Consider the following 24,229-nt stretch of genomic DNA (forward strand, 5'->3'; position numbering starts at 1 on the left):
GAGTTCGACTCCCGCAGTCCGTCATCTAAGGCGATTGCAAATTCGGTGCTGTTAATAGCTGCCAACGCCGGGCGATGGAAAGAAAAGTGAGGTAGTGGTTATCTCTCACGTTGGAGGTCGTCCGAATCCTCGATTCAGCTTTGAAAACTACCGTCGGAGCACAGGTGGCGGTGACAATATCACCCGGGGCGCTCAGGTGGGCCCGGCAGAAAAAGTTTTCGGAGTAAGAAAACAAGATTCTTCTAGGTTTCCTCGCAGAACATAGAACCGTGCACCCGTACTCTTCCCCCAGCTATGCACCCGATACAAGCGAAACGATTGGGCGAGTTCTTTGCTCGCTGCTACTTCTGAAGCAGTGACAAGGAACGGCCAGTTTCCGTCAAGCTGTGTAGTTTTCACCTCGATGTGAACGGGCGACCCATCAGCTTCAAATCCCAGAATGTCGTAGCCTAAGCCGTCTCCTTGGGTTACCGAGACATGTTCAACTCGCTCCGCAAGGTCGTCGCGGCCTTGTTTCGACAGCGTAGCTCGGACGTGGGCGACCACAGCAAGTTCACCTGCGAGCCCAAGCGACCTATTGCTCGCCTCTAAAGATGCGTAGTCAACTTTCTGACCCCGGCGTTGCCTAACGTTACCGAGCGGCTGGAGACTAGGCGCGTCAACTTCCTTTAATTCAACGGGCTGCTCCGAGATTGCTTTCAACGCTTCTCGCGACACTAATTGTTCAATTGGGTTGAGAAGTAACTCGCGCTCAACCGCGGGCACGAGCGCTTTTTGGATATGCGGTAACGGTTTATATCCTATGAGGTACGGGTAGCCCAGCTGCTGCATTACTGAACTAATGTTCTGAGACTTGAATTCGATTGAACCCCTACTCCGGCCTTCAAGTTGCGCCCCAAGGCCTCTAAGGTAGTCCTTTGGTGCCAACCTGTTTCCCTGCAATGCCATCTTCAAAGCCGCGATATACTCACGCGCAAGGATTTGATTTTCGTATGCTGTCCAATCGTTACTCATGACGTGAGCATACCTGCTCTCCCGAGATCTTTTTCATGCTCTTTGGCATGGCTCTCGATGTCTCACCGGTGATCAGAGAGTGGGCCCTCAGAGTCAAGACGCCACCGCGAGGCATCCACAGCACACCACACCAAAAGCAACCCCACGGCCCACACAATCAACCCTGTCGACCCGATCATCCCGGTCAGCGCATGGTTTTCTCGCAACCAAATCACCGCGGCCAGAAGCGCAGCTCCCCCGACCTGTGTTCCTCCAGCACCCCAAGAGACTCGACGCGCGACCGAACTAATGCACTCGAGTACCCCCGAGGCAAATAGTGTCCCCGCGAAGATCCACAAGACCACCGCAGAGTGGATAAGAGGGTCGTCGATAAGCAGCACCGGTGCCACCATCCCGGCCAGCAGAACCGTCGCGCCCTGCGCGGTCAGCCAGGCCGCGCCCGGGACGGCTTTCCTGCGTGCGAATTCCGCCAGCCAGACCATTACCGCGCCGGAGAGGATGAGGGACACGAGGATGACGGTGGCGGCGATCGTGGCCACGACCTCGGCGTCGCTGCCCGCGGCCCAGAGCAGACCCCCGGCAAGGACCAGCATGATGGCCGCGCGTAGGGCGAGGGCAATGACCAGTGGGCGTCTCAGAACGCTCATGACGCCATCTCCGCCAGCAGCTCCTCCGAGCGCGCCTGGCCGGCAAGATCACTCATGCCGCCGGTGACGAGCACCTCGTCGGTCCCTGCGAACCGGGTGATCTCCTCCAGCCGGGCGCGGACCTGCGCGGGCGTGCCGTACACGGAGGTGGCCAACGAGTCGGCGACGCGGGTGCGCTCCCGCGCCGTCAGTTCAGGCATCTCGTCGATCAGCGGAAGCGCCTCGAAGGCGCCCGTGCGCCGGGCCAGTACTCCGGCGACGTGCTGCGGCAGCAGGAGATCGCGGGCTGCCTCCTCGGTGTCGGCGACCGCGATGTCCAGCGAGATGAGCGAGCGTCCGGAGGGGTGCTGTCGGCGATAACCCGCCAGGCCCTCGTGCTCCGCGCGCACGAGCAGCGAGGGGCCGCCGACGATCACGCCGAGCCCGAGACGCGCGGCCAGCGAGATGGAACGAAACCCGGCGAGCACGTAGACGTCCACCGAGCCGGACTCGGGACGCGACGTCACCTCGGCCTCTCCGCGCAGGTAGGCGAGGAACTCCCGCAGATCGTCCTCGAACCGGTCCTTGAGCTCGGTGGGATCCCCCTGGCGCAGCGCGTCACGCACCGGCTGGGTGAAGCCGACGGAGTTACCCACGCCGATGTCGATGCGCCCCGGGTGCAGGGCGGCGAGCACGCCGACCTGCTCCGCAGCGACCAGCGGCGGGTGGTTCGGCAGCATGATCCCGGCCGTGCCGACCCGGATCGTCGAGGTTGCCTCGGCGACGGCCAGCGCGAGCATGGCGGGCTGCGAACCGGGGATGCCCGGCACGCCGTGGTGCTCGGCCACGAGAAATCGTTGGAAACCCAGCGCCTCCACTCGGGCAGCATGGGCGGGAACCCGTCGTAACGCGTCGGCGTCCGAGTCGCCCGCGATGCTCTGGGCGCGATCGAGCGTCGAAAAGCGCATCAGGACTCGTCGGCCTGCCAGTCCTCCCAGGACGCGTTCCAGGAACCCAGACCGTCCCAGTAGTCGAGCTCGCCGCCGATGGTGTTCTCGATGATCACAGGGTCGCCGCGCTTGACGGTGTTCTGGAACCAGGACGCCGCCTCCGGGGAGACGTTGACGCAGCCGTGGGAGGTGTTGCTGTTGCCCTGCGCGTAGACCGACCACGGCGCGGAGTGCACGTAGATGCCGGAGTAGGACAGCTGCGTGGCGTAGTCGACCATCGTCTCGTAGCCGCCCTGGGAGACCGGTAGGCCGAAGGTGGCGGAGTTCATCATCAGCTGCGGGCTCTCGTCGCCGACGACGTAGGTGCCGTTCGGGGTCGCCCACTGGCCGGTGTTGCGCCCCAAGGAAACGGGGATCGTGCGCAGGAGCTCGCCGTTGCGGTAGACCTCCATGGTCTTCGTGTTGTCGTCCACGTAAGCGCGCACGTCGTCACCGATGGTGAAGTTGGTGGCGTTGTCGTCGGATCCGTAGACCCCGCCGCCCATGTTCACGCCGTAGAGATCGGCCTCGACGGTGACCTCGGTGCCGGGCTCCCAGAACTCCTTCGGACGCCAGCGCAGATCGGTCGGGCCGACCCAGTTGAAGTCGCCCTCGGTGTCGTTGGAGGTGGTGATGGTGATCGCCTTCTCGACGGCCTCGCGGTCCGTCGGCGCCGACCCGAAGACAAACATGATCGTCTGACCGATACCCACGGTGGAGTCCGGGACGGGCGAGAGCGATACGGCGGTCTGCGCGGCCGGCGTGGAGGTCTGGAACTCGGAGGTGGTCGTGGTGCCGTCCTTAGCCGTGGCCGTGACGGTGTACGTGCGGTTGAAACCGAGCGGCTCGGCGGTGGTCCAGGTGCCGTCGGAATCGATCTCGGACTCGACCTCGCGCCCCTCCTCGTTGACCATGCTCACCGTGTCCAGTCCGTCCCCGGGAGCGGTCACCGTGACGGGCTCACCCGGGCTGACGTCGGTGGCACCGTCCGCGACGGACACCTCGGGGGTGTCGGGCTTATCGACGTCCGCCTGCGCCGCGTTCGTCTGCTCCCCCGATCCGCCCGTTGCGTCCCCGATGGTGCAGGCCGAGGCGGTCGCGGTCAGCGCGAGCAGCGCCAACCCGGCAACACACTTCTTGACCCCGATTGTCAGACCCGATTTCGACAACGCCGATTCCCTCCAGAAAACCCCCGGTAGCCCGCTTCAAACGGTGGCCGAGGTGTGACACTTGAAAGGCCAACCATAACCCCGCCGGGCACAAATAGTGACCCTCACACCGGCTCCGTCACCAAATCGTTGTACGGAGGGGCCCCCGCGGGGTGTGCGCGGGTGCGAAAAAGGGTTATGCGCTGGCGATTTTCCATATCGCCACCGGATCAGTAACATACATTCTCGTTGCAAGCGAGAGTTTGCAACACCGGCCGAGAAGTTTTCGGCCGAGCGCCATTAGCTCAATTGGTAGAGCAACTGACTCTTAATCAGTGGGTTCGGGGTTCGATTCCCTGATGGCGCACAGCTCACCCCCGACAGGCTCCGGCCTGGCGGGGGTTTTGCCTGTCCCGGCAGGCGTTCTATTTACTTCTTCAGCGGGATCTGCTCGCCGTCGTCCATGAGGCGGTGCTTGAGCTCCGAGTCGGGGTCGATGACGGCGATGTCGTGGCCTTCGTCGCGAAGCCTGCGCATGGCCTCCTTGATCATTCGTCGGCCCATCTTGTTGGACTCGATCAAGTTGGACACGTCGAGCACGACGCGCCCGTCCTCGAAGTCGTACTCGCTGAGCACCCGGAGGATGGATTCCGCGCCGGTGAAGTTCACCAGGCCCTGGACCTTGACGATTGTCTCTTCCCCGTTGTGGGTGATGCTACGCACGGCCTGGGACCCGGCGCGGTTCTCCGTGGACATGAGGTGCATGCCCATGTCCTTCGACAGTGCCTCGAAGATTTTCACGCCGCGGGCGGAGTTGCCGTTGACGTCGATGCGCGGGGACAGCGTGGCGGCGCCGAGCTGGCCCGGGAGCATGCCGATGACCGCACCGGACACTCCCGACTTGGCGGGGATGCCCACCCGCGCCATCCAGCGTCCGGCCGCGTCGTACATTCCGCAGGACGCCATGACGGCGAGGGACTGGTGGCAGACTTCTTCGTCGAGAAGCCTCTCCCCCGTCACGGGCTGCACGCCGCCGTTGGCGAGCGTCGCGGCCATGACGGCCAGGTCCTTGATGGTGACCTTGATGGAGCACTGGCGGGTGTAACTGAGCACGGCGTCGTGCGCCTCGTCGGCGATGACATCGAAGCTGCGCAGCATGTGCGCGAGGGAGAGGTTGCGGTCCGCGCCGGCCATCTCGCCCTCGACGGCGACCTCGTCGACCTCGAGCTCCCGGCCCGCGAGCCGGGAGAAGAACTCGCGGATGACCTCGACCCGGTCCTCCACGGTGGAGCCGGTGCCGTTGATGATCTGGTTCACCGTGATCGCGCCGGCGTTGATCATGGGGTTGTCCGGGCGGTTGCCCTCCTCCTCCAGGCTCATGGCGTTGAAGGCCTCACCGGAGGGCTCCATGCCCACGACCTCACTCACCGCGTCCAGGCCGAGGGTCTGCAGCGCGAGCGCGTAGGCGAAGGGTTTGGACACCGACTGGATGGTGAACTCCACGTCGTCGTCACCCGCGGAGTGCAGGTTGCCGTCCATCGTGCACAGCGTGACGCCGAGCCAGTCGGGGTTGGCCTCCGCGAGGATGGGGATATAGGTGGGCAGCTCTCCTTCGTTGTTGTCGCGCACCCCGTCGAGGAGGTCGGCGAGGTAGTCGGGAATGAGCTGGTCCATCGTTCACGTCCGTTTCTTGTTGCTTGAAGATCATCGTTTCGGCCTCCCAGCACACTACTTGCCCGCCTGGCTACCATGGCCACCATGACTGAACCCCGGTCGACTCCCCGAGCGGTGACCATCTACGACGTCGCCGAAAAGGCCGGTGTCTCTGCATCGACGGTGTCCCGGGCATTCTCCCGGCCGGAGCGCGTGTCCTTCGACACAGCGGAGAAAATCCGCTCCGCCGCCGACGCGCTCGGTTACGGCGCGAAGCTGGCCACGCGCTCCGGGGACGTGCATTCGCCGCGGCCCACCACGGGCACGCTGGGACTCGTCGTGGCCGACGCGATGAACCCCTTCTTCCAGGAGATCCGCCGGGGAGCCGACCATGCGGCGAGCATCGAGAACGTCGTGGTGCTCACCGCGGACATCCGGGAGTCCGCGCGCCGCGCCACCCTCGCGGTGGCCCGGATGACACCGCTTGTCGACGCCCTGCTGCTCGCGTCGTCCCGGCTCTCCAACGGTGAGATCCAGAAAATCGCCCGGGGCCTACCCACCGTGGTGATCAACCGCCCCGTCCCCGGTGTCCCCAGCGTCGTGGCCGACAGCTACACCGGCACCATCCGCGCCGCGACGCACCTGCACGAGCAGGGCGCGAGGACGATCACCTACCTCGCCGGGCCGGAGGACTCCTGGACCGACAGCATGCGCTGGCGTGCGCTACTCGACGTCACGGGCCACGCCCCCGCCGGCGGGGAGCCGCTCACCAGATTCTCGGCGACGGAGACACCACCCCGGTTGAGCAGTCTGGAGGTGGACCGGATTCGCTTGGACGAGCCGTCGATACGCGGCGGTGCCCGGGCCTTCTCCCTGTGGTCGCGACAGCGCTCGGATGCGGTGCTGTGTTTCAACGACCTCGTCGCCATCGGTTTCATGGCCGAGGCCGCGCGCCAGGGCGTGGACGTGCCGGGGGATGTGCTGGTGGTGGGTTACGACAACACTCAGATCACCACCCTGGTCAGCCCGACGTTGACCACCGTTGCCGGTCCGCTGCGTTCCGTGGGGAGGGTGGCGGCGGCGAACGCGCTGGCGCTGGCGCGCGGGCTGAAGACCCCGATGACCCGTCCGCGGGTCCTGCCCACCCGCCTCATCGTGCGGGAATCCTCCACCCGCCTGCTCCCTGGGTGACGGGGAGGCAACTTCCTGCAACTCGTTGCGCGTGACGTCCGACGCGGCCGACACTCTAGGTATGAGTACGTCACACGCCGCCCATCCGGACCGGTTGCTGCCGGCCGATCCGGGAACCCGGGACATCGCCCGTCGTCTGCTCGCCGGCGTGGAGGATCTGCCGATCATCTCCCCGCACGGGCACCTCGACCCGACGATGTTCACCACCAATGACGCCTTCCCCGATCCGACCACGCTGCTCATCAGCCCGGATCACTACCTCACCCGCGTCCTGCACTCCGCCGGTCACGAGCTCTCCGAGCTCGGCGTCGGCGGGCACGAGGCGGACCCCCGGGAGGGTTGGCGCATCTTCTGTTCCAATTTCGACCTCTACACCGGCACCGCCACCGGCTACTGGGTGGAGCAGGAGTTCGAGCATGTCTTCGGCATCAATCCCGACCGCATCTCCGCGGAGAACGCCGACACAATCTACGACGAGCTCGCCGAGATCCTTGCCCGGCCGGACTTCCGCCCCCGCGCGCTCGCCGAGGAGTTCAAGCTCGAGGTCCTGGCCACCACCGACGATCCGCTCGATGATCTCGCCCCGCACAAGGAACTCGCCGCCGACCCGACCTTCACCACCCGGGTCCTGCCCACCTTCCGCCCCGACGCGTACACCGAGATGTACAAGCCGGAGTTCGCCGACAAGGTGCAGCAGCTCATCGACACCGCCGGCGACGGCCAGACCGGTTTCGAGGGTTACCTGCGGGCGATGCGCTACCGTCGGCAGTACTTCATCGACGCCGGCGCCACCTCCGCCGACCACGGCACCCACGACGCGGACACCACGCCGCTGACCAACGCCGAGGCGCAGAAACTGCTGGACAAGGGGCTGCGCGGCGAGGCCACCTTCGCCGAGGCGCTGGCCTTCGAGGCCAACATGACCTACCGCTTCGCGGAGATGAGCCAGGACGACGGCCTGGTGATGACCCTGCATCCGGGTTCCTACCGCAACCACTCCACCTCGGCTTTCGAGAAGTACGGCGCCGACATCGGCCACGACATCCCCTTCCAGATGGAGTACACCCGCCCCCTGCAGCCGATGCTGTCGGCCTTCGGGGAGAACAAGGACTTCCATTTCGTCATCTTCACCATGGACGAGACCACCTTCTCCCGAGAGATCGCGCCCCTGGCCGGCTACTACCCCAGCGTCTACGCCGGCGCCCCGTGGTGGTTCATCGACGAGATCGACGCCATGAACCGCTTCCGCCAGGCCACCACCGGCACGATGGGTTTCTCCCGCTATTCCGGCTTCATCGACGACACCCGCGCGTACTGCTCCATCCCGGCGCGGCACAACACGTCCCGACGCGTCGAGGCCAACTACCTCGCCCGGCTCGTCGCGGAACACCGCATCACCGAAGACCGCGCCGCCGACATCATCGTCGATCTCATCGACGCCTCACCCAGGAGAGTGTTCAAGCTGTGACCCCTTCCACCCGACCCCTCAACCGGACCACCTACGACGCCGCCCCCGCGGCCCCGGTTCGCCTCATCCACCTCGGGCTCGGCGCCTTCCACCGCGCCCACCAGGTCTTCTACACCGTGAAGGCCGAGGCCGACCCCTCCGACCCGGAGTGGGGATACTGCTCCTTCACCGGGCGCGGCCCCAGCATGGCGGAGAAACTCACCTCCCAGGACGGGCTCTTCACCCTGGTCACCCGCTCCGGCGACGGCGACGAGTACGACGTCATCGAGGGCATCGTCGAGGCCCAGCCGGCAAACAACGTCGCCCGACTGCGCGAGCTCATGGCCTCCAAGGATCTCGCCGTGGTCACCATGACCGTCACCGAGGCGGGCTACCACCTCACGCAGGGCCTGGAGATCAACACGTCCAGCTCGTCGGTGGCCACCGACATCGACGCGCTGCGCGGCGACCATTCCCGGATCACCTACCTGGGCACCGCCGCCGGCAAGCTCGTGCTCGGTCTCAGCGCGCGCCGCGATGCCGGCCTCGGCGGCATCGCCATCATGAGCTGCGACAACATCGCGTCCAACGGCAACACCGTCCGCGCCAGCGTCCTCGGCCTCGCCCGCGAGGTGGACGAGGAGCTGGAGGAGTGGATCGAGGAGAACGTCACGTTCCCCTCCAGTTCCATCGACCGGATCACCCCGGCATCGGCGAGCGAGCTCGCCCGCGACGTCGCCGAAGCCACCGGCTACGAGGACGTCGCCCCCGTGGTCGCCGAGCCCTTCGCCAGCTGGGTCATCGAGGGGGACTTCCCCAACGGTCGCCCCGCATGGGAGCGCGCCGGGGCACAGTTCGTCGAGGACATCGAGCAGTTCGAGAACCGCAAGCTGTGGCTGCTCAACGGCTCGCACTCGCTCATGGCCTACTACGGGCAGTTGCGCGAGCACGACACGGTCGCTGAGGCGATCGCCGACGCCGACGTCCGCTCCCGGGTAGAGACCCTCTGGGACGAGGCCGCCCGGCACCTCACCGCGGACGGGCTGGACATCTCCGGCTACCGCGCCGCGCTCATCGAGCGGTGTGAGAACCCGCGCATCCGGCACAACCTCGCGCAGATCGGCATCGACGGCGCCACCAAGCAGCGCATGTGCGCCGTCGCCATCATGAACGCCGAACTTGGCGCGGGTCGCAACGGCTCCGGCTCGGCCTTCTCCATCGCCGCCTGGATCGCCTTCGTCCTGGGCAACGAGAACGCCGCGAACATCAACGACACGCGCGCCTCGGAGATCGACAAGGCCCGGCGCGCCGGTCAGCCCATCCGGGCCCTGGTCGCCGTGCTCGACGAGGACCTCGCCGCCAACGAGAGCGCTCTGGCCACCATCACCGGCCACGTCGAGGCCCTGACCAGTTAGTTCCGGCCCCACCCCCCGGCAAGCGGGCGGGCCGCACCTTTCTCTCCCCCTAACTGAATAAGCCTCACCCCGGCGGCCTGCACCGCCGCCCCTCGTAGAACGGGAGTCCGCCGTGACCACCACCTGCAACACCCCAGCAAACCCAGTCAGCCCAGTCAGCCCAGCAAAACCTGCCGCCGACCGGCAGCTGCCGGGGCACAAGGTCCTCACCTACTCATTCGGCGACGTGGCCAACAACCTGTCGTTCATGATGACCTCGATGTTCCTCACGGTCTACATGACCGAGATCGTCGGCCTCAGCGCGGGCATCGCGGGCGCGATCTACGGAATCACCAAGATCTGGGCGGGTGTCGCGGACCTCATCGCCGGGCAGACGGTCGACCGCATCAACACCCTCTGGGGTCGGCTGCGCCCGTGGCTGCTCTTCGCCTCCACCCCGCTGGTCATCGCGTTTTTCCTGCTCTTCTCGGTTCCCTCCGGCCTGAGCTCGACGATGGCGCTGGTGTGGATCCTGCTTTTCGACGCCCTGTTCCAGCTGTTCTACTCCTTCACCAACATCCCCTACGGCTCCCTGTCCTCGGCCATGACGCAGAACCCGGTGGATCGTTCGAAGCTGGCGGGCACACGGTCCATCGCCGGTGCCATCACCGGCGTGGGCCTGATTTTCCTGGTGGCCCCGCAGTTCAAGGACACCACCGCGGACAACATCCGCATGCACTTCACGCTCATCATGATCGCGCTGGCGGTCCTGGCCGTGATCCTCTACGTCATCTGCTTCCTCAACTCCAGGGAAACGGTCCCCCGTGGCCAGGGCGAGATCTCGTTCCGTCGCACCTTCGCCATGCTGCGGCAGAACAAACCCCTGCTCATCCTCTGTTCCGCCGCCTTCTTCCTGCTCGGCGCGATTTTCACGGCGAATGCCATCGGCATGTACGTGTCCCTCTACATCGTCGGCGGCGCCTCGTACATGCCGTGGCTGATGCTGGCCAGCACGATCGGCACCATCGGCATCGCCTCGCTGGTGCCCACCATCACCGTGCGTTTCGGCAAACGCAACGGCTATGTCCTCTCCGGGCTGGTGCTGCTCGCGGGCTACGCGCTGGTGTTCTTCATGCCCGAGAACCCCCTCATCGTCGCGCTGATGGCCTGGCTGCTCATCGGCATCGGCACCGGCGGCACCAACGCGCTGATGTTCTCCATGCAGGCGGACACCGTGGACTACGGCGAGTATGTCGCCGGCATCCGCTCCGAGGGCGGTTCCTACTCCATCCTCTCCCTCATCCGGAAGTGTGGCCAGGGCCTCGGCGGCTGGCTCGGCCTGTTTGTCATGGGCGCGTTCGAGTACGTCTCCGGCGCGGAGGCCCAGACCGCCCGTGCCATCGACGGCATCCACATGGCGGCCGGTCTCGTCCCCGCGGTCATGGCGCTCATCGCCATCGGCATCATGCTGGCGTACCCGCTGACCCTCGACGAGCACGCCCGCGTGATCGAGACACTCAACGAGCGTCGCACCCAGGACCAGATCGCCGACTCCGCCGGCGTGGACATCGAGCGGGTCCGGAACATCGAACCGGTCGGCGACCGCCGCTCGACGCTGCTGCGCCACTCCGACAAACCCAACCCGCCCATCGTCTCACTGTTCGGCCAGCGCGGTTCCGGCGCCACCTCCATCGCGCCCATGGTCGCCGAGATGCTCGGCGTGGACTACATCGAGCAGAAGTTCAGCTCCGAGCAGCTGACCACGGTGGCCAGACGCGACCTCATCAGCGACTCGAACTTCGACTGCTGGCTCCGCGCGGTCTCCGACGGCGGGCTGCAGTCCGGCGACCTCGGCGGTGCCTCCGATCTCTCGGCGAACCACAATCTCGCGGAGGGCAACACACTCGAGGTGCTCTCCTCCGTGGACAACGGCGGCGTCCTGCTCGGCCGCAACGGCGCCCTGGTGCTCGGCCACGCCGTCGGCGCGATGCACATCCGACTGGTCGCTCCGCTGGACATGCGCGCCGAGCGGGTCACCCACCAGACGGGCATCACCTTCGACGAGGCGGTGGACCAGTGTCAGACCGAGGACCGGATCCGCACGGAGATGGCCAACCGGCTCTACCGGTGGAACCCCAACCTGGACGAGTACTACGACCTCACCATCAACACCGCATCCATCACCTACAAGCAGGTGGCGGAGACCATCGTCGCCCTGTACCGCTCCAAGTACCCCGACAACATCGCCGTCGCGCCCAACACTCCCGCGCGCCCGGACGAACTGACCGCTCCCGAGAACGAACCTCGCCTGGAGGACAAGCTGTCGGGCAGACCCGTCGGCCATCCCGACGGTCCGGGCGCCGGGTAGGCGCGGGTGCGTGCACCACGACCGTCGATAAGCCACCGAAAGGACACCTGAACCATGACCGACCACACTGCTCCCCGCCACATCGTCCTCATGGGCGTGTCCGGGGCCGGGAAGTCCACCATCGGTGAGCTTCTCGGCGCGAGGCTGGGGCTGCCCTACATGGACGGCGATGACCTGCACTCGCAGGCGAACATCGACAAGATGGCCAACGGGATCCCGCTGACCGACGAGGACCGGTGGCCCTGGCTCACCGACATCGGCGACTGGCTGCAGGAGCACGCCGACGGCGGCATCATCGGCTGTTCTGCCCTCAAACGCACGTACCGCGACGCGATCCGCATCGCCGCGCCGGGCGCCGTATTTGTGCACGTCCACGGCGACTACGTGCTGCTGCGCTCGCGGATGGAACACCGGCCCGGGCACTTCATGCCCAGCAGCCTGCTCGATTCCCAGATGGCGATCCTCGAGCCGCTCGCCGAAGACGAACCCGGCGCGGTCTTCGACATCGCGGATCCACCCCGGGTGCTGGTGGATAAGGCGGAGAAATGGCTGACCTCGGGGAATACTGCGGGGTAATCTCGAAGCCATGCGCGCACTCATCATCGTCGACGTCCAGAACGACTTCTGTCCCGGCGGCAGCCTCGCCACCGCCCGCGGCACGGAGGTGGCCCGGTTGATCGCCAACTACCTGCCCTCCGAGCTCGCGGAGTCAAACGACTACGCCGCGGTGGTCGCGACCCAGGACTGGCACATCGACCCGGGCGAGCACTTCTCCGAGCAGCCCGACTACGTCGACTCCTGGCCGGTGCACTGCGTCGCGGAGACCCGGGGAGCGGCGCTGCACCCGGCGCTCGACGAGTCGCTCATCGACGCCCACTTCCGCAAGGGCCGGTACGAGGCCGCCTACTCCGGATTCGAGGGCACCTTCGGCGACGAGCTGCTCGCGCCCTGGCTGCGCTCCCGCGGGATCGAGGAACTCGACGTGGTGGGCATCGCCACCGACCACTGCGTGCGCGCCACAGTGCTCGACGGGCTGCGGGAAGGGTTCAGCGTGCGGGTGCTCACCGGCATGTGCGCGGCGGTGGACAACAGGCGTGGCGACGCCGCCCTCGACGAGATGGACGGGGCCGGCGCGGAGCTGGTCTAACACGTCGCGGGGGAAAAGTTCGACCACGGTTCATCGGCCACAATGTGCCTGGTGGGTAATCCACCACGTGGTCGACCAACCGTGGTCGAGGTTCTGAGCGCGGGGCGACCTAGATGTCGGTGCGCTGGGCCAGCAGGCGCTGGATCTCCTTGATGTCGCGGCTCTTCTTGTTGCTGCGCGCGACGGAGAGGGCGATGATGCCAGCGACGGCGACGCCGATTCCGATGAGGACCTTCTGCACGTTCGGGTCCTGGAGCTTCGCGTTGGCGCTGCGCTTCGCGTCGTCGGCGATGTTCTTCGGCTTGCTGCGGTCGGCGAGCTCGTCAAGGGTGCCGGCCAGCTGGCGGCGGGTGCGCTCGATGTCGCGCTGAATGTCGTCCATGTCTCGTGCCACTTCAAGTACTCCCTGGTGCTTGGTTTTGGTGTTCTAGTTCGAGGTTGCGTAAAGCAGTGCTTTATCCATCACAGGTTACTTTAACCACTATCGTTCTCGCACGTGGTGCATACCCACGCCAAGGTCCGAGGCGCTAGGGTCGGAGAGCATGACTGAACCCACCAGACTCAATGTGGGCGACACCGCCCCGGCCTTCACCCTCACCGACGACTCCGGCAATCAGGTCTCCCTGTCCGACTACGCCGGCAGCAAGGTGCTGGTGTATTTCTACCCCAAGGCCAACACCCCGGGCTGCACCACCGAGGCCTGCGACTTCCGCGACTCCATGGAGCAGCTGAACTCCCTCGGCGTGGACGTGCTGGGCATTTCCCCCGACCCGGTGGACAAACTCGCGGCCTTTAAAAAAGACCACGACCTCAACTTCCCGCTGCTCTCCGACGAGGACAAGACCGTGCTCACCGAGTGGGGCGCGTACGGGGAGAAGAAGAACTACGGCAAGGTCGTGCAGGGCGTCATCCGTTCGACGGTGCTTATCGACGAAGCCGGCACGGTCGAACTGGCCAAGTACAACGTCAAGGCCACCGGGCACGTCGCGAGGATCCTCAAGGACGTGTCCTAGGGCGTCTCACTCCGCCACGAACTGGCACACCGCCACCGCGTAGTCCCCGTCGTGGGAGATGCTCAGGCTGGTCTGTGGCGTGCCGACGCACCGGGCCACCTCCCCGCGCAGATTCAGCGCCACCCTTCCCCACCGGTCCGGGATGACCTCCACCTCAGAAAAATCCACGTCGTCGAGGCCCATGAGGGGCGGGGACCCGTAGAGCGACTGCGACCACGCCTTGATGAACGCCTCCTTGGCCGCCCACCGGCCGGCCAGGTGCAGGGCGCGGTCCGGTTTCGTCTCCACCACCCGCAGCTCCTGGGCCGAGAAGACCCGCTCGAAGGTGGAGCCCGGCAGAGCGAGCTGCTCGCGGAAACCCGGGATGTGCACCAGATCGATGCCGACGGCGGGAAGAGTCATGAAATCGATTGTCCCCCACTTCCGGCAAAGGGTGGGGCAGACAGGCGTCGATAAGCGCCGTAATTGTGCGCCCGGGGAGACTTGAACTCCCACGTCCGAAGACACTGGAACCTAAATCCAGCGCGTCTGCCAATTTCGCCACGGGCGCGTGATCGCCGTTCAGCATAGTGCCCGCCGAGTCGGCCGCGACAATCGACCGCCCCCACCCCGAGGCCAACTTTTGTACTACCGCGGTTATCATGGCGGGTGTGAGAGACCACGACGACGTGCCCTCGGGCGACGGGCAGCCCACCCCGGCGCCGCGCGTCCGTGTCCGGGCCTGGCACATCATCTTCCTCATCCTCGTCGTGCTGGCCACCCTCGCCCTGGCCTACTGGCAGTGGTCCAGGTTCCAGTCCGGCTCCGGCACATTCCAGAACCTCGGCTACGCGTTCCAGTGGCCGCTCTTCGGCATCTTCGCCGTCTACGCCTACCGGATGGGTCTCAAACTGGAGAATCAGGCCGCCGAGGCGCAGACGGAATCGGACGACCCGGACTTCATCTACCAGGCCGATCTCCGGGAGTTCGGCGACAAGGTGACCACCATCGACGAGGATTTCCTGCCGGCGCGGCCGCAGCTGGACGTGGAGACGTTCAACGAGATCAACCAGCCGCGTCGCATCCGGCACGACCAGACCCAGAATCACGAGAAGGACTGAGAGCAGCATGACCACCCCGAATACCTCCGGCAGCACCCCGACCCCCGCAGCGACGGACAGCCCGGCCCACAAGGTTCATCCCGAGCGCAAGCGCCGGGTGCGCACCGCGCTGACCCTGTTCTCGGTCACCGCGTGGGTCACCGGTGTGATGCTGCTTCTGCTGGTCACCCGCATGGTGATGGAGTACCTGCTGCACATGGCCATCCCCTCCTGGGCGACGTGGATCGCCATCCTGCACGGCTGGGCCTACCTCGCGTTTGTGCTGGCCACCCTGAACCTGGGCCTCAAGGCACGCTGGAAACCCGCCGTGTGGGTCATCACCGCCATCTCTGGCGTGATCCCGCTGCTGAGCTTCTTCGTCGAGCACGCCCGCCGACGCGAGGTCACGGCGAAGTTTCAGCTCGACCGGGCGTAACTCAGCTGCAGGTGGCCGTCGGAAGCGTGGCTCCCGCGAGCTGGGTGGCCATCATCGACGCCATCGCCTGCGCGTCGCCGTACTGCCCAGAGGCCGGGATGGCCGTCAGCGCGACGGCGATGTCCCCGTTCGGGCCGGCGAACCGCCCGAACTGCCGGACCTGGTAGCTGCCGGACGGATCCGGCCCCCAGCCGCCCTTGAACCTCGCCCCAGGCAGCTGGCCGATGCCGTAGGTCTGATCCGAGTTGACCTGGCCCATGAGCTCGAGCACGGGTGCCGATCCCGCCACACACGGCAGGTTTGCCGCGAACGTCGCCTGGGACGACGGGCTCCACGCGGTCTGCCCGAACACGGAGAACTCCGGCCGGATCTTCACGGTGTTCATGGTCACCGGCGCACCGCCCTCCGCGAGCACCTGGTCCGCCGCACCTGCCGGGAGGGAGAGCCACAGGGTCTCCGCCGCCTCATTGTTCGAGGCCGTGATTGCGGCGGCTGCCGGAGCGGTGAGCGACGGATCCTGGCGCAGCGCCGCGATGGCGATGGGCACCTTGCTCGTCGACCACGCCGGGTAGGCGGTGTCGTCGCCGGCGCTGGTGACAGTGACCCCGTCGGAGACCGCAATGCCCGCCGTACCGTCGAACGCGGCGACGGCCATGTCTACCGCGGACTGGAGCGCCTGGGCCGTATCTGGAGCGACGCTTGGCGACGCCTCCTCCGACGCGCTCGCCGGCGGAGCCACCGCGGGACTGCCCGGGGAGGTCGCCGCCGGCGCGGGGTCCGGCGCCACTGCCTCGGTCGAGACCGTCTCCTCCGGCACCACCGGCTGCCCCTGCTCCGAACACGCGGCGAGTGCCAACGCCGACGACGCCAGCAGCGTCACGCCCAGAACTCTCAGCTGCGAGCTCATGAGATGACCACCACAGCATTGTTGCCGCCGGTACAGGTGACCGTGGAACCGGTTTCGCGGCAGGTCATGGTGTAGGTGATATGGGTGACCGGGCTGTACGCGTTGACGGTCACGTTGGGGTTACCGCCCGCGGAGTAGCTCTCGTAGAAGGCCCCGAATACCGCCTGGGAGAACTCGGGGGAGGTCACGCCGTTGCCCGGCGCGCCCGTGGTGTAGCTGCGGGGCGCGGGCGCCGGTTCGGACGACGGCGCAGACGCCTGCGTGGTGGTCTGCTGCGGCACGGTCAGGGAAGGCTGTTCCGCAGCCTGCCGTGCGGGCACCCCGAGCCTCCAGCCCAGCACCCCCATAGCCGTGACCAGCAACAGCACGGCGATCGCCGATCCGGCGTTCAACCAGGTCGAGCTTCGGGAGGATCCACCCACCGCAGTGGACTGGCCCACCGGCTGGCCCGGAGCCTGCCACTCGGGCTGTGCGGGCTGCTGCCAGGGCGGAGTGCCGTCTCCGCTGCTGGGCCAAGGGTTTTCCCCGGGGTTCATCTCATCACCATCATTCGGTCTGATGCCTGTAATTAGTGTCGGACTTTGACTATTCCATAATTACGCCGCACCAGAACACTAACGTGGGGATTTACCCCTTATTCGCGCTCAACTCCGCGATAGTCCCCACCAATCCGGTCAGCGCTTTTCCACGGTGGGACAACGCGTCCTTCTCCTGCGGGCTGAGCTCCGCGGAACTGCGTCCGGTCCCGGCCGCATCCTCCTCGGCGGGCACAAAGAGCGGGTCATAACCGAACCCGTTCGCCCCGGATTCCTCCCGCAGCAGTCGGCCTTCCCACCGGCCCTCGGAGACAAACTCCTGCCCGTCCGGGGTGACCAGTGCACACACCGAGACGAACGCGGCTGCGCGGCGCTCGGCGGGCACGTCCCCCATCTGGCCCAGCAGCAGGGCGTTGTTGGCGGCATCGTCACCGTGCGCCCCCGACCAGCGGGCGGAGAGGACCCCGGGCATGCCGTTCAGTTCCTCGACGGCGAGGCCGGAGTCGTCGGCCACGGTGACCAGCCCGGTTTCCCGGGCCCCGGCGCGTGCCTTGATCAGGGCGTTGTCGGCGAAGGTGCGCCCGTCCTCGACGGGTTCGTCGTAGGCGGCGACGCTGCGCAGCGGCACAAGTTCCACCCCGGTGACGTCGTGCGCGGCGAGGATGCGTTCGAGTTCCGCGAGTTTCTTCGCGTTGTTGGAGGCAACAAGCAGTTTCATCTAGGCCCCCAGGGCGGCGATCTGGAGGGCGTGCAGCTCGCGGGTGCCCTTGTCGGCCACGTCGAGCATGGCATTCAGCTCCTCGCGCCCGAACTCGCCGTGCTCGCCGGTGCCCTGGATCTCCACGTACTTTCCCTCGGCGGTCATGACCACGTTGAGGTCGACCTCGGCACGGGAGTCCTCCTCATAGGGGAGGTCAAGGCAGATACGCCCGTCGACAAGCCCGACAGAGACCGCCGCGACGGGTTCGCGCAGGGGCCGACCCGGGACCACGCCTTTCTCGGTGAGCACGGCGATGGCGTCGGCGAGGGCGACGTAGGCGCCGGTGATCGACGCGGTGCGGGTGCCGCCGTCGGCCTGGAGCACGTCGCAGTCGATGTTGATGGTGTTCTCCCCCAGCTGGGAGAGGTCGACGGCGGCACGCAGGGACCGGCCGACCAGGCGCCCGATCTCGTGGGTGCGGCCCTTGACCTTGCCCTTCATCGATTCGCGGGGCATGCGCTCGTGGGTGGAGCTGGGGAGCATGGCGTATTCGGCGGTCAACCATCCCTCGCCGGAGTCCTTCTTGAAGCGGGGCACGCCCAGCTCGATGGACGCGGTGCACATGACGCGGGTGTTGCCGAACTCCACCAGGACGCTGCCTGCCGGGTTCGAGGTGAAGTTCCGGGTGATGCGCACGGGGCGCATTTCGTCGAGTGCGCGGCCGTCGAAACGGAGGAAATCGGTGGGTTCAGTCATGCGCACCACCCTAGCGGGGCGCTGCTACGCGTCGAAGACCATGCCCGCCTGGCCGAGCACGATCTCGCCGTCGAACTCCGCGCGGGCGGCGGCGACCGTCGCCTCGACATCCGCCCAGGGCTGGATGTGCACCAGCACCAGGGTCTTCACCCCGGCCTCGCGGGCGGCGCGCCCTGCGTCGGCGCCGGAGAGATGCATACCCTCCGGCCGGCCCTCGCTCGTCGGCCCCCAGCCTGCCTCACAAAAGAAGTAGTCCACTCCGCGGGCGGCCTCGACCAGGTTGGTGGAGACTCCCGTGTCACCTGAGTAGCAGAACGAGCCGGTCCCGCCGGTCTCCTCGACCCGCATGGCGTAGGTCTCCACCGGGTGGGCGACCCGGTACGGGGTGATGCGCACCCGGTCGAGGATCTCGGTCTGCCGCTCGGACCAGGGGCTGAACGCGAAGGTGTCGGACATGTCGTCCACGCCGTCGGGATCATCGGAGCTCAGTCGCCCCAGGTGGACCGGGGTGTGCGCGGGGCCGATACAGAGGTTGCGCCCCTTGGAGGGGGCGTCCGGGTGGAAGCGGCGCCACACCATCAGGCTGGGGAAGTCCAGGCAGTGGTCGGCGTGCAGGTGGCTGAACACCACGTGCGCGTCGGTCGGATCCTGGTGGACCTGCAGGTTGGCGAAGGTGCCGGGGCCGAGGTCCATGACGACGCTGGGCGCATCGTCCACCGAGATGAGGTAACCCGAGGCGGGGTTACCCGGAGCTCCCACGCTGCCGGAGCATCCGAGAATGGTCAACTGCATGCTGCACACTCTGCCACGGGAAAGTAATTAAATCGACTTGACCCCAGGGTCGAACGGACCCGGTCAGTAGGCCGTGGAACTCACCCCGGAAATCCCCGGGCCCAGGAACCGGGCGGCCAGGGCGGCGAACTTCTCCGGGTCCCCCGTGGACTCGAAGATCCGGGTGGGCGGATCCCCGGCGGCGTCCTCGGCCAGCAGGTCGAGCTGCGTCAGGGTGCGCAGCACGTCCTTGGCCGTCTCCTCCGCGGAGGAGACCAGGGTGACGTTGTCGCCGATGGCCAGCTGGATCACGCCGGAGAGCAGCGGATAGTGGGTGCACCCCAGAACGAGCGTGTCGACGCCCGCGTCCTGCAACGGTGCCAGATAGGCCTCCGCGACCCCGAGGATCTGCCGGCCGGAGGTCACACCCTGCTCCACGAAGTCCACGAATGCCGGGCAGGCCGCGGTGCTCACGGTGACGCTGGGGTTGAGCGAGAAGAGGTCCTGGTAGGCGCCGGAGTTGATGGTTCCCACCGTGCCGATCACCCCGACCCGGCCGTTGCGGGTGGTGGCCATGGCGCGGCGGACCGCGGGGCGGATGACCTCCACGACGGGGACGTTGTAGCGCTCGCGGGCGTCGTGGAGAAACGCGGCGGTGGCGGTGTTGCAGGCGATGACCAGCATCTTGCAGCCCCGCTCGACCAGGTCGTCGGCGATGCGCATGGCGTGCGAGCGCACGTCGGCGATGCGCTGCGGGCCGTAGGGCCCGTTGGCGGTGTCTCCGACGTAGATGATGGACTCGTGCGGGAGCTGGTCCATGATCGTGCGGGCGACCGTCAGCCCGCCCACGCCGGAGTCGAAGATTCCGATGGGGGCCAGGGCTGACGGCTGGGGTGCAGACTCGGACGCAGACTCAGTAAAGCTCATGCCTGACACCCTAGGCTCCCCCTCCGCGGCGGTCATCGTCCGGTGTTGCGGGTGCGTGCCTGCCTGCGGGCCTTCAGTGCGGGCGGGTCGTCCGAGGTGATGCACAGGCCGGCGAGCACGCCGCCCACCGCGCCGAAGAGGTGGCCCTGCCACGAGACGCCCGGCGTTCCCGGCAGCAGGCCGAAGACGAGCCCGGAGTAGAAGAACCCCAGCAGCGCCCCGGTGATGATCTGGGAGAGCGAGCGGTTGAAGATGCCGCGCACGATGAGGTACGCGAGCCAGCCGTAGACCACACCCGAGGCACCGATGTGGTTGGTGCCTTCGCCTCCCAGTAGCCACGTCCCCACTCCGGCGACGATGACCACGATGACGGTGACCTCCCAGAAGACCCTGCGCCCGGAGAAGCCGATGAGGAAGGCGAACACCGCGCCGGGGACGGTGTTGGAGGCCAGGTGCTCCAAGTTGGCGTGCAGCAGCGGCGCGGTGATGATGCCCAGCAGTGAGGAGGGGTCCCGGGGATGGATTCCGAAGTTGTTGAGATCAACCGGGATCACCCAGTCGAGCGCGAACACCGCCCAGATGGCCGCCACGTAGAGCAGCGCAAAACGCACGCCGCCGCTGAAGCCGCCGCCGGGGTTGTGCCGCGACACGGGCGCCGCCCCGGGGCCGGTGGGGACGGGGTACTGGACGGGACCGCCGGGCATCTGCCCGCCGAGATTGCTGCCGTACCCGGGCCGCCGGGGATGGGGCTGGGAGTAGGGGTTGTTCACGCTCATGGGTAGTGCCTTACTGCCCGCAGGGGCCGGTTAGTCGCCGATGAGGGCGGAAAGGAGGCTGTCCTGGTTGAAGGCCAGCCATTCCACCAGGTTGTCGCGGTCCTCGGCGGGCATGTCCTCCGTCTCCTTGCCGGCCGCGAGGTAGAGGCGCAGGTCGTTGAGGCCGGCGATGAACTGGTGGGCCTCGCGCTCGGACAGCGTGATCTCCACGGAGCTGTCCGGCCCGGTGGCCTGCCCCACCACCTGCAGGTTGCTGAGCTTTCCGGCGATGATGTCGGCCTCGTGCAGGCTGCGCAGCAGCGCGTTGTCCCCGTCGTACTCCTCGTCGCCCTCGCGTTCGAAGTCCGGCAGCAGGCGGGCCAGCGAGGGATCGGTGGGTGCCTCCTTGTGGCCGGTGGGCATGTCCATCATTTCGGCCAGCTCGTCCTTGGGCGCCGAGCGGGCGCGTTCCATGAGGGCCTCGGCGACCCGGGCGGCGAGGTTGCCCAGCACCTCCCTCTCCATGGGGTCGAGGGTGGTGGTGAACTTCGGCGTCCGGATCAGGGATTTTTTCGCTTTCCACGGTTTCATGGCTGTTCCCGCTCCCCTCTATCCGGCCTGCTGCATGGTGGCCCACAGCCCGGCGGTGTGCAGCTTCTTCACATCGGCCTCGACCTTGTCCTTCTCCCCCGAGGAGACGACGGCCTTGCCTTCGGTGTGCACCTGCATCATCAGCGCGTCGGCGCGTTTCTTGTCGAATCCCAGCACGGTCTGGAAGACGTAGGAGACGTAGCTCATGAGGTTGACCGGGTCGTCCCACACGATGCACATCCAGGGAAGGTTCGCGGCGGAGGCCACGTCCACCTTGATCTCTTCGTCGAGATCAGGCGTCGCCATCGGCGAACCCATCACGGGGGTGTCTGAGCTCATCATCATGGTGCCCTAGCCTAGCCAACCCGAGGGAAGGCGGCTTATCGACGTCGATACGCACCTCTCCGCGCCCGGGCACCCCCGCCCCCGTGCGCGGGGACTAGAGTTCATGGGGTGACTGAAGCCACTTCCGACGTGTCGCGGGAACGCTCCACCTCCCTGCTGACCGACAAATACGAACTGACCATGCTGCAGGCGGCCATGCGGGACGGCACCGCGGACCGGCAGTGCACCTTCGAGGTGTTTGCCAGGCGCCTGCCCAACGAGCGTCGTTACGGCGTCGTGGCCGGCACCGAACGGGTCCTCTGGGCGGTGCGCGACTTCGTCTTCACCGAGGAGCAGCTCGCCGACCTCGACTTCCTCGACGACAGGACGCTGGAGTATCTGCGCAACTTCCGCTTCTCCGGGGACATCGACGGCTACCGCGAGGGTGAGCTCTACTTCCCGTACTCCCCGTTGCTCACCGTGCGTGGCACGTTCGCCGAGTGCGCGGTCCTGGAGACGGTCATCCTGTCGATCATGAACGCGGACTCCGCCGTCGCCTCCGCGGCCGCGCGCATGGTGATGGCCGCCGACGGCCGCACGATCATGGAGATGGGTTCGCGCCGCACCCACGAGTACGCCGCGGTGACGGCCGCCCGCGCCGCCTACCTCGCCGGATTCGGCGCGACAAGCAACCTCGAGGCGGCCTACCGCTACGACATCCCCGTCTCCGGCACGTCCGCCCACTCGTGGACCCTGCTGCACGTCAACGAGGACGGCTCGCCGAACGAGGCCGCCGCGTTCCAGGCGCAGATCGACACCCTCGGGGTGGGCACGACCCTGCTCGTGGACACCTACGACATCACCAAGGGTGTGCAGACCGCCATCGAGGTCGCCGGCACCTCGCTCGGCGGCGTGCGCATCGACTCCGGTGAGCTCGCGCCCGTCACTCGCCAGGTGCGCAAGCAGCTCGACGAGCTCGGCGCCTTCAACACCCAGATCGTCGTCTCCTCCGACCTCGACGAGTTCGCCATCGCCGGCCTGCGCGGCGATCCGGTGGACGCGTTCGGCGTGGGAACCTCCGTGGTCACCGGCTCCGGCGCCCCGACCGCGGGCATGGTGTACAAACTCGTGGAGGTCGAGGGCCACCCGGTGGCCAAGCGCTCCAGCGGCAAGGTCACCTACGGCGGGGCCAAGTCCGCGGTGCGCCACTACCGCGGCAGCGGCGTGGCCGTGGAGGAGATCATCTTCCCCCTCAACGCCACCGCGCCGGACTCCGGCCAGCTGCGCCAGGCGGTCCTCACCGTCCCCCTCATGCGCGATGGCGAGGTCCTGGACACGGTGCCCACGCTCACGGACTCCCGCGAGCACCTCGCACAGCAGTTGAAGACCCTCCCCTGGGAGGGCATCGCCCTGTCCCGCGGCGAGCCGGCCATCCAGCCGCGTTTCGAAGGCTTCGCCCCGCTGAACTGACGGGAACATTCCGCCGGCCCCCGGCATTTGACCGGTAGGGCTGGCGTACCACCGAGGAGGTGACACATGAGCGACAACCGGAGCGACATCCCCGACCTGGCCGCGGACCTGGGTGAAGCACCCACGTCGGACGAGCTGGGCCTCCCCCCGTTGGAGGCGCTTCTCGATGCTTTTCCCGCGCCCGACGCCGACACCTTCGAGTCGATGATCGACGTCGCCGTCGATCCCGCCACCGAGGATCCCGGCGCGGATCTCATTCCCGACGACGAGCCCGGGGCGGGTTACCCCGACCCCGTGCCGGTCGAGGACGCCCCGTGGGACTCCGACCTCGGCATGACCGATGATCCGGCCACGGACCCCGCCGATCTCCCCGACCCCTCTGATGACGACCCGCTCGCCGGGTGGGAATAGGCCACGGTGACACGCATGTCTGACAGCCTCAGCATCGAGCGCGAGCGGGAACTCATCGCCTTGGCCCAGCAGGGTGATCACCGGGCGTTCGCCGAACTGGCCCGCGACGCCCAGCGGCGCATGTGGGCCGTCGCCCTCGCCGTGACCGGCAACCAGCACGACGCGGAGGACGCGCTGCAGAACGCCCTCACGGCGATCTGGAAGAACCTCGACCGCTTCGAGCCGCGCGCCCGCTTCTCCACCTGGGCGTACCGGATCACCTCCAACGCGGCGCTGCAGGTCGTGCGCTCCCGGCGCGAAACCCTCGACCCGGATGCCGGCCTGGAGGAGGCGTCCACGGAATCGGCAGTCGATTCGCAGGTGACCTCCGCGATGGTGGTGCGCACCGCCCTGGCACAGCTTCCCGACGACTTCCGCCAGGCCCTTGTCCTGCGCGAATACGGCGGGCTGAGCTACCAGGAGATCGCCGAGCAGCAGGCCATCCCGGTGCAGACCGTGAAGTCCCGCATCAACCGGGGCCGCACGCAGTTGCGCGCGGCCCTGGTGGAGCTCGGGGTGGACGGGGGCTGACGCCCC

The 24,229-nt window shown here is 67.0% G+C and carries 29 protein-coding genes and 2 tRNA genes; 14 read left to right on the plus strand and 17 right to left on the minus strand.

Annotated elements, in window-relative coordinates:
• Positions 1 to 192 precede the first annotated feature (192 nt).
• The 4 genes from CDOO_RS13700 to CDOO_RS10625 all read right to left on the minus strand — a co-directional run bounded on the left by CDOO_RS13700 (position 193) and on the right by CDOO_RS10625 (position 3,798).
• Positions 193 to 1,014, minus strand: a complete 822-nt coding sequence (locus CDOO_RS13700) for a protein NO VEIN domain-containing protein (RefSeq protein WP_081610287.1) — start codon at positions 1,012 to 1,014, stop codon at positions 193 to 195.
• Between the two features lie 62 nt (positions 1,015 to 1,076).
• Positions 1,077 to 1,661 carry a hypothetical protein gene (locus tag CDOO_RS10615; RefSeq protein WP_018020593.1) on the minus strand — a complete coding sequence of 195 codons (585 nt, stop codon included), beginning with the start codon at positions 1,659 to 1,661 and terminating at the stop codon, positions 1,077 to 1,079.
• Complete coding sequence (locus CDOO_RS10620; RefSeq protein WP_018020592.1) at positions 1,658 to 2,608, minus strand: MsnO8 family LLM class oxidoreductase; 951 nt, start codon at positions 2,606 to 2,608, stop codon at positions 1,658 to 1,660. Before CDOO_RS10620 ends, CDOO_RS10615 begins: the two co-directional genes overlap by 4 nt.
• Positions 2,608 to 3,798: a L,D-transpeptidase gene (locus CDOO_RS10625; RefSeq protein ID WP_245616217.1), complete on the minus strand. Its 1,191-nt coding sequence runs from the start codon at positions 3,796 to 3,798 to the stop codon at positions 2,608 to 2,610. The genes CDOO_RS10620 and CDOO_RS10625 overlap by 1 nt, the downstream gene beginning before the upstream one ends.
• A 273-nt stretch (positions 3,799 to 4,071) precedes the next feature.
• Between CDOO_RS10625 and CDOO_RS10630 the strand changes: the two genes are divergently transcribed.
• Positions 4,072 to 4,144 (plus strand) — tRNA-Lys (locus CDOO_RS10630).
• 62 nt (positions 4,145 to 4,206) lie between these two features.
• Here CDOO_RS10630 and CDOO_RS10635 read toward each other — a convergent pair.
• Entirely contained in the window at positions 4,207 to 5,451 is a 1,245-nt protein-coding gene (locus CDOO_RS10635; RefSeq protein WP_018020590.1) for a glutaminase, read from the minus strand.
• A gap of 84 nt (positions 5,452 to 5,535) precedes the next feature.
• On the opposite strand from CDOO_RS10635, the gene CDOO_RS10640 reads away from it, so the two are divergent.
• From CDOO_RS10640 to CDOO_RS10665, 6 genes are all read left to right on the plus strand, one after another.
• Positions 5,536 to 6,621, plus strand: coding sequence for a LacI family DNA-binding transcriptional regulator (locus tag CDOO_RS10640; RefSeq protein WP_026159168.1), 1,086 nt, complete (start codon positions 5,536 to 5,538; stop codon positions 6,619 to 6,621).
• 61 nt (positions 6,622 to 6,682) lie between these two features.
• Entirely contained in the window at positions 6,683 to 8,089 is a 1,407-nt protein-coding gene (uxaC, locus tag CDOO_RS10645) for a glucuronate isomerase (RefSeq protein ID WP_026159167.1), read from the plus strand.
• On the plus strand, positions 8,086 to 9,483 hold the full coding sequence (locus CDOO_RS10650) for a mannitol dehydrogenase family protein (protein WP_018020587.1): 1,398 nt from the start codon (positions 8,086 to 8,088) through the stop codon (positions 9,481 to 9,483). Before uxaC ends, CDOO_RS10650 begins: the two co-directional genes overlap by 4 nt.
• Positions 9,484 to 9,595: 112 nt before the next feature.
• On the plus strand, positions 9,596 to 11,830 hold the full coding sequence (locus CDOO_RS10655) for a cytidylate kinase family protein (RefSeq protein WP_245616218.1): 2,235 nt from the start codon (positions 9,596 to 9,598) through the stop codon (positions 11,828 to 11,830).
• A gap of 54 nt (positions 11,831 to 11,884) precedes the next feature.
• Positions 11,885 to 12,406 carry a gluconokinase gene (locus CDOO_RS10660; protein ID WP_018020585.1) on the plus strand — a complete coding sequence of 174 codons (522 nt, stop codon included), beginning with the start codon at positions 11,885 to 11,887 and terminating at the stop codon, positions 12,404 to 12,406.
• 10 nt (positions 12,407 to 12,416) lie between these two features.
• Entirely contained in the window at positions 12,417 to 12,977 is a 561-nt protein-coding gene (locus tag CDOO_RS10665) for a nicotinamidase (RefSeq protein WP_018020584.1), read from the plus strand.
• Between the two features lie 109 nt (positions 12,978 to 13,086).
• Here CDOO_RS10665 and CDOO_RS10670 read toward each other — a convergent pair whose 3' ends face one another.
• On the minus strand, positions 13,087 to 13,371 hold the full coding sequence (locus CDOO_RS10670; RefSeq protein ID WP_026159165.1) for a DUF3618 domain-containing protein: 285 nt from the start codon (positions 13,369 to 13,371) through the stop codon (positions 13,087 to 13,089).
• Positions 13,372 to 13,519: 148 nt separating this feature from the next.
• Between CDOO_RS10670 and bcp the strand changes: the two genes are divergently transcribed.
• On the plus strand, positions 13,520 to 13,990 hold the full coding sequence (gene bcp, locus CDOO_RS10675) for a thioredoxin-dependent thiol peroxidase (RefSeq protein ID WP_018020582.1): 471 nt from the start codon (positions 13,520 to 13,522) through the stop codon (positions 13,988 to 13,990).
• 6 nt (positions 13,991 to 13,996) lie between these two features.
• Here bcp and acpS read toward each other — a convergent pair whose 3' ends face one another.
• Both acpS and CDOO_RS10685 read right to left on the minus strand, forming a co-directional pair.
• The gene (gene acpS, locus CDOO_RS10680) at positions 13,997 to 14,392 is read right to left on the minus strand and encodes a holo-ACP synthase AcpS (protein WP_018020581.1); all 396 of its coding nucleotides are present in this window, start codon (positions 14,390 to 14,392) and stop codon (positions 13,997 to 13,999) included.
• A 66-nt stretch (positions 14,393 to 14,458) separates the two neighbouring features.
• Positions 14,459 to 14,540 (minus strand) — tRNA-Leu (locus CDOO_RS10685).
• A gap of 91 nt (positions 14,541 to 14,631) precedes the next feature.
• Between CDOO_RS10685 and CDOO_RS10690 the strand changes: the two genes are divergently transcribed.
• The gene (locus tag CDOO_RS10690; RefSeq protein WP_018020580.1) at positions 14,632 to 15,090 is read left to right on the plus strand and encodes a hypothetical protein; all 459 of its coding nucleotides are present in this window, start codon (positions 14,632 to 14,634) and stop codon (positions 15,088 to 15,090) included.
• 7 nt (positions 15,091 to 15,097) lie between these two features.
• Entirely contained in the window at positions 15,098 to 15,505 is a 408-nt protein-coding gene (locus CDOO_RS10695) for a DUF3817 domain-containing protein (RefSeq protein WP_018020579.1), read from the plus strand.
• Between the two features lies 1 nt (position 15,506).
• Here CDOO_RS10695 and CDOO_RS10700 read toward each other — a convergent pair whose 3' ends face one another.
• Entirely contained in the window at positions 15,507 to 16,160 is a 654-nt protein-coding gene (locus tag CDOO_RS10700) for a hypothetical protein (protein WP_018020578.1), read from the minus strand.
• Here CDOO_RS10700 and CDOO_RS14065 point away from each other — a divergent pair.
• Positions 16,159 to 16,419 (plus strand): hypothetical protein, encoded by a 261-nt coding sequence (locus CDOO_RS14065; RefSeq protein ID WP_162138653.1) that lies wholly within the window; start codon positions 16,159 to 16,161, stop codon positions 16,417 to 16,419. The two genes, CDOO_RS10700 and CDOO_RS14065, sit on opposite strands and share 2 nt — an antisense overlap.
• Here CDOO_RS14065 and CDOO_RS13345 read toward each other — a convergent pair.
• The 8 genes from CDOO_RS13345 to clpS form a co-directional block, all read right to left on the minus strand.
• Positions 16,409 to 16,948 carry a hypothetical protein gene (locus CDOO_RS13345; RefSeq protein ID WP_051063924.1) on the minus strand — a complete coding sequence of 180 codons (540 nt, stop codon included), beginning with the start codon at positions 16,946 to 16,948 and terminating at the stop codon, positions 16,409 to 16,411. The two genes, CDOO_RS14065 and CDOO_RS13345, sit on opposite strands and share 11 nt — an antisense overlap.
• Before the next feature lie 91 nt (positions 16,949 to 17,039).
• Positions 17,040 to 17,666, minus strand: coding sequence for a non-canonical purine NTP pyrophosphatase (locus CDOO_RS10710; protein WP_018020575.1), 627 nt, complete (start codon positions 17,664 to 17,666; stop codon positions 17,040 to 17,042).
• Positions 17,667 to 18,404 carry a ribonuclease PH gene (gene rph, locus CDOO_RS10715; RefSeq protein WP_018020574.1) on the minus strand — a complete coding sequence of 246 codons (738 nt, stop codon included), beginning with the start codon at positions 18,402 to 18,404 and terminating at the stop codon, positions 17,667 to 17,669.
• A gap of 24 nt (positions 18,405 to 18,428) precedes the next feature.
• Complete coding sequence (locus CDOO_RS10720; protein WP_018020573.1) at positions 18,429 to 19,196, minus strand: MBL fold metallo-hydrolase; 768 nt, start codon at positions 19,194 to 19,196, stop codon at positions 18,429 to 18,431.
• A 63-nt stretch (positions 19,197 to 19,259) separates the two neighbouring features.
• Positions 19,260 to 20,102, minus strand: coding sequence for a glutamate racemase (gene murI / locus CDOO_RS10725; RefSeq protein WP_018020572.1), 843 nt, complete (start codon positions 20,100 to 20,102; stop codon positions 19,260 to 19,262).
• A gap of 32 nt (positions 20,103 to 20,134) precedes the next feature.
• On the minus strand, positions 20,135 to 20,878 hold the full coding sequence (locus tag CDOO_RS10730) for a rhomboid family intramembrane serine protease (protein ID WP_018020571.1): 744 nt from the start codon (positions 20,876 to 20,878) through the stop codon (positions 20,135 to 20,137).
• Positions 20,879 to 20,908: 30 nt separating this feature from the next.
• Entirely contained in the window at positions 20,909 to 21,448 is a 540-nt protein-coding gene (locus CDOO_RS10735) for a DUF2017 domain-containing protein (protein WP_018020570.1), read from the minus strand.
• Between the two features lie 18 nt (positions 21,449 to 21,466).
• Positions 21,467 to 21,754: an ATP-dependent Clp protease adapter ClpS gene (gene clpS / locus CDOO_RS10740; RefSeq protein ID WP_038573998.1), complete on the minus strand. Its 288-nt coding sequence runs from the start codon at positions 21,752 to 21,754 to the stop codon at positions 21,467 to 21,469.
• A 219-nt stretch (positions 21,755 to 21,973) separates the two neighbouring features.
• On the opposite strand from clpS, the gene CDOO_RS10745 reads away from it, so the two are divergent.
• The 3 genes from CDOO_RS10745 (at position 21,974) to CDOO_RS10755 (ending at position 24,223) form a co-directional block, all read left to right on the plus strand.
• Complete coding sequence (locus CDOO_RS10745; protein ID WP_245616276.1) at positions 21,974 to 23,242, plus strand: nicotinate phosphoribosyltransferase; 1,269 nt, start codon at positions 21,974 to 21,976, stop codon at positions 23,240 to 23,242.
• Positions 23,243 to 23,308: 66 nt separating this feature from the next.
• Positions 23,309 to 23,653, plus strand: coding sequence for a hypothetical protein (locus CDOO_RS10750; protein WP_018020567.1), 345 nt, complete (start codon positions 23,309 to 23,311; stop codon positions 23,651 to 23,653).
• A 15-nt stretch (positions 23,654 to 23,668) separates the two neighbouring features.
• On the plus strand, positions 23,669 to 24,223 hold the full coding sequence (locus CDOO_RS10755) for an RNA polymerase sigma factor (RefSeq protein WP_018020566.1): 555 nt from the start codon (positions 23,669 to 23,671) through the stop codon (positions 24,221 to 24,223).
• Positions 24,224 to 24,229 lie beyond the last annotated feature (6 nt).

The sequence above is a fragment of the Corynebacterium doosanense CAU 212 = DSM 45436 genome (genome assembly GCF_000767055.1).
GTDB classification, from domain to species: Bacteria; Actinomycetota; Actinomycetes; order Mycobacteriales; family Mycobacteriaceae; genus Corynebacterium; species Corynebacterium doosanense.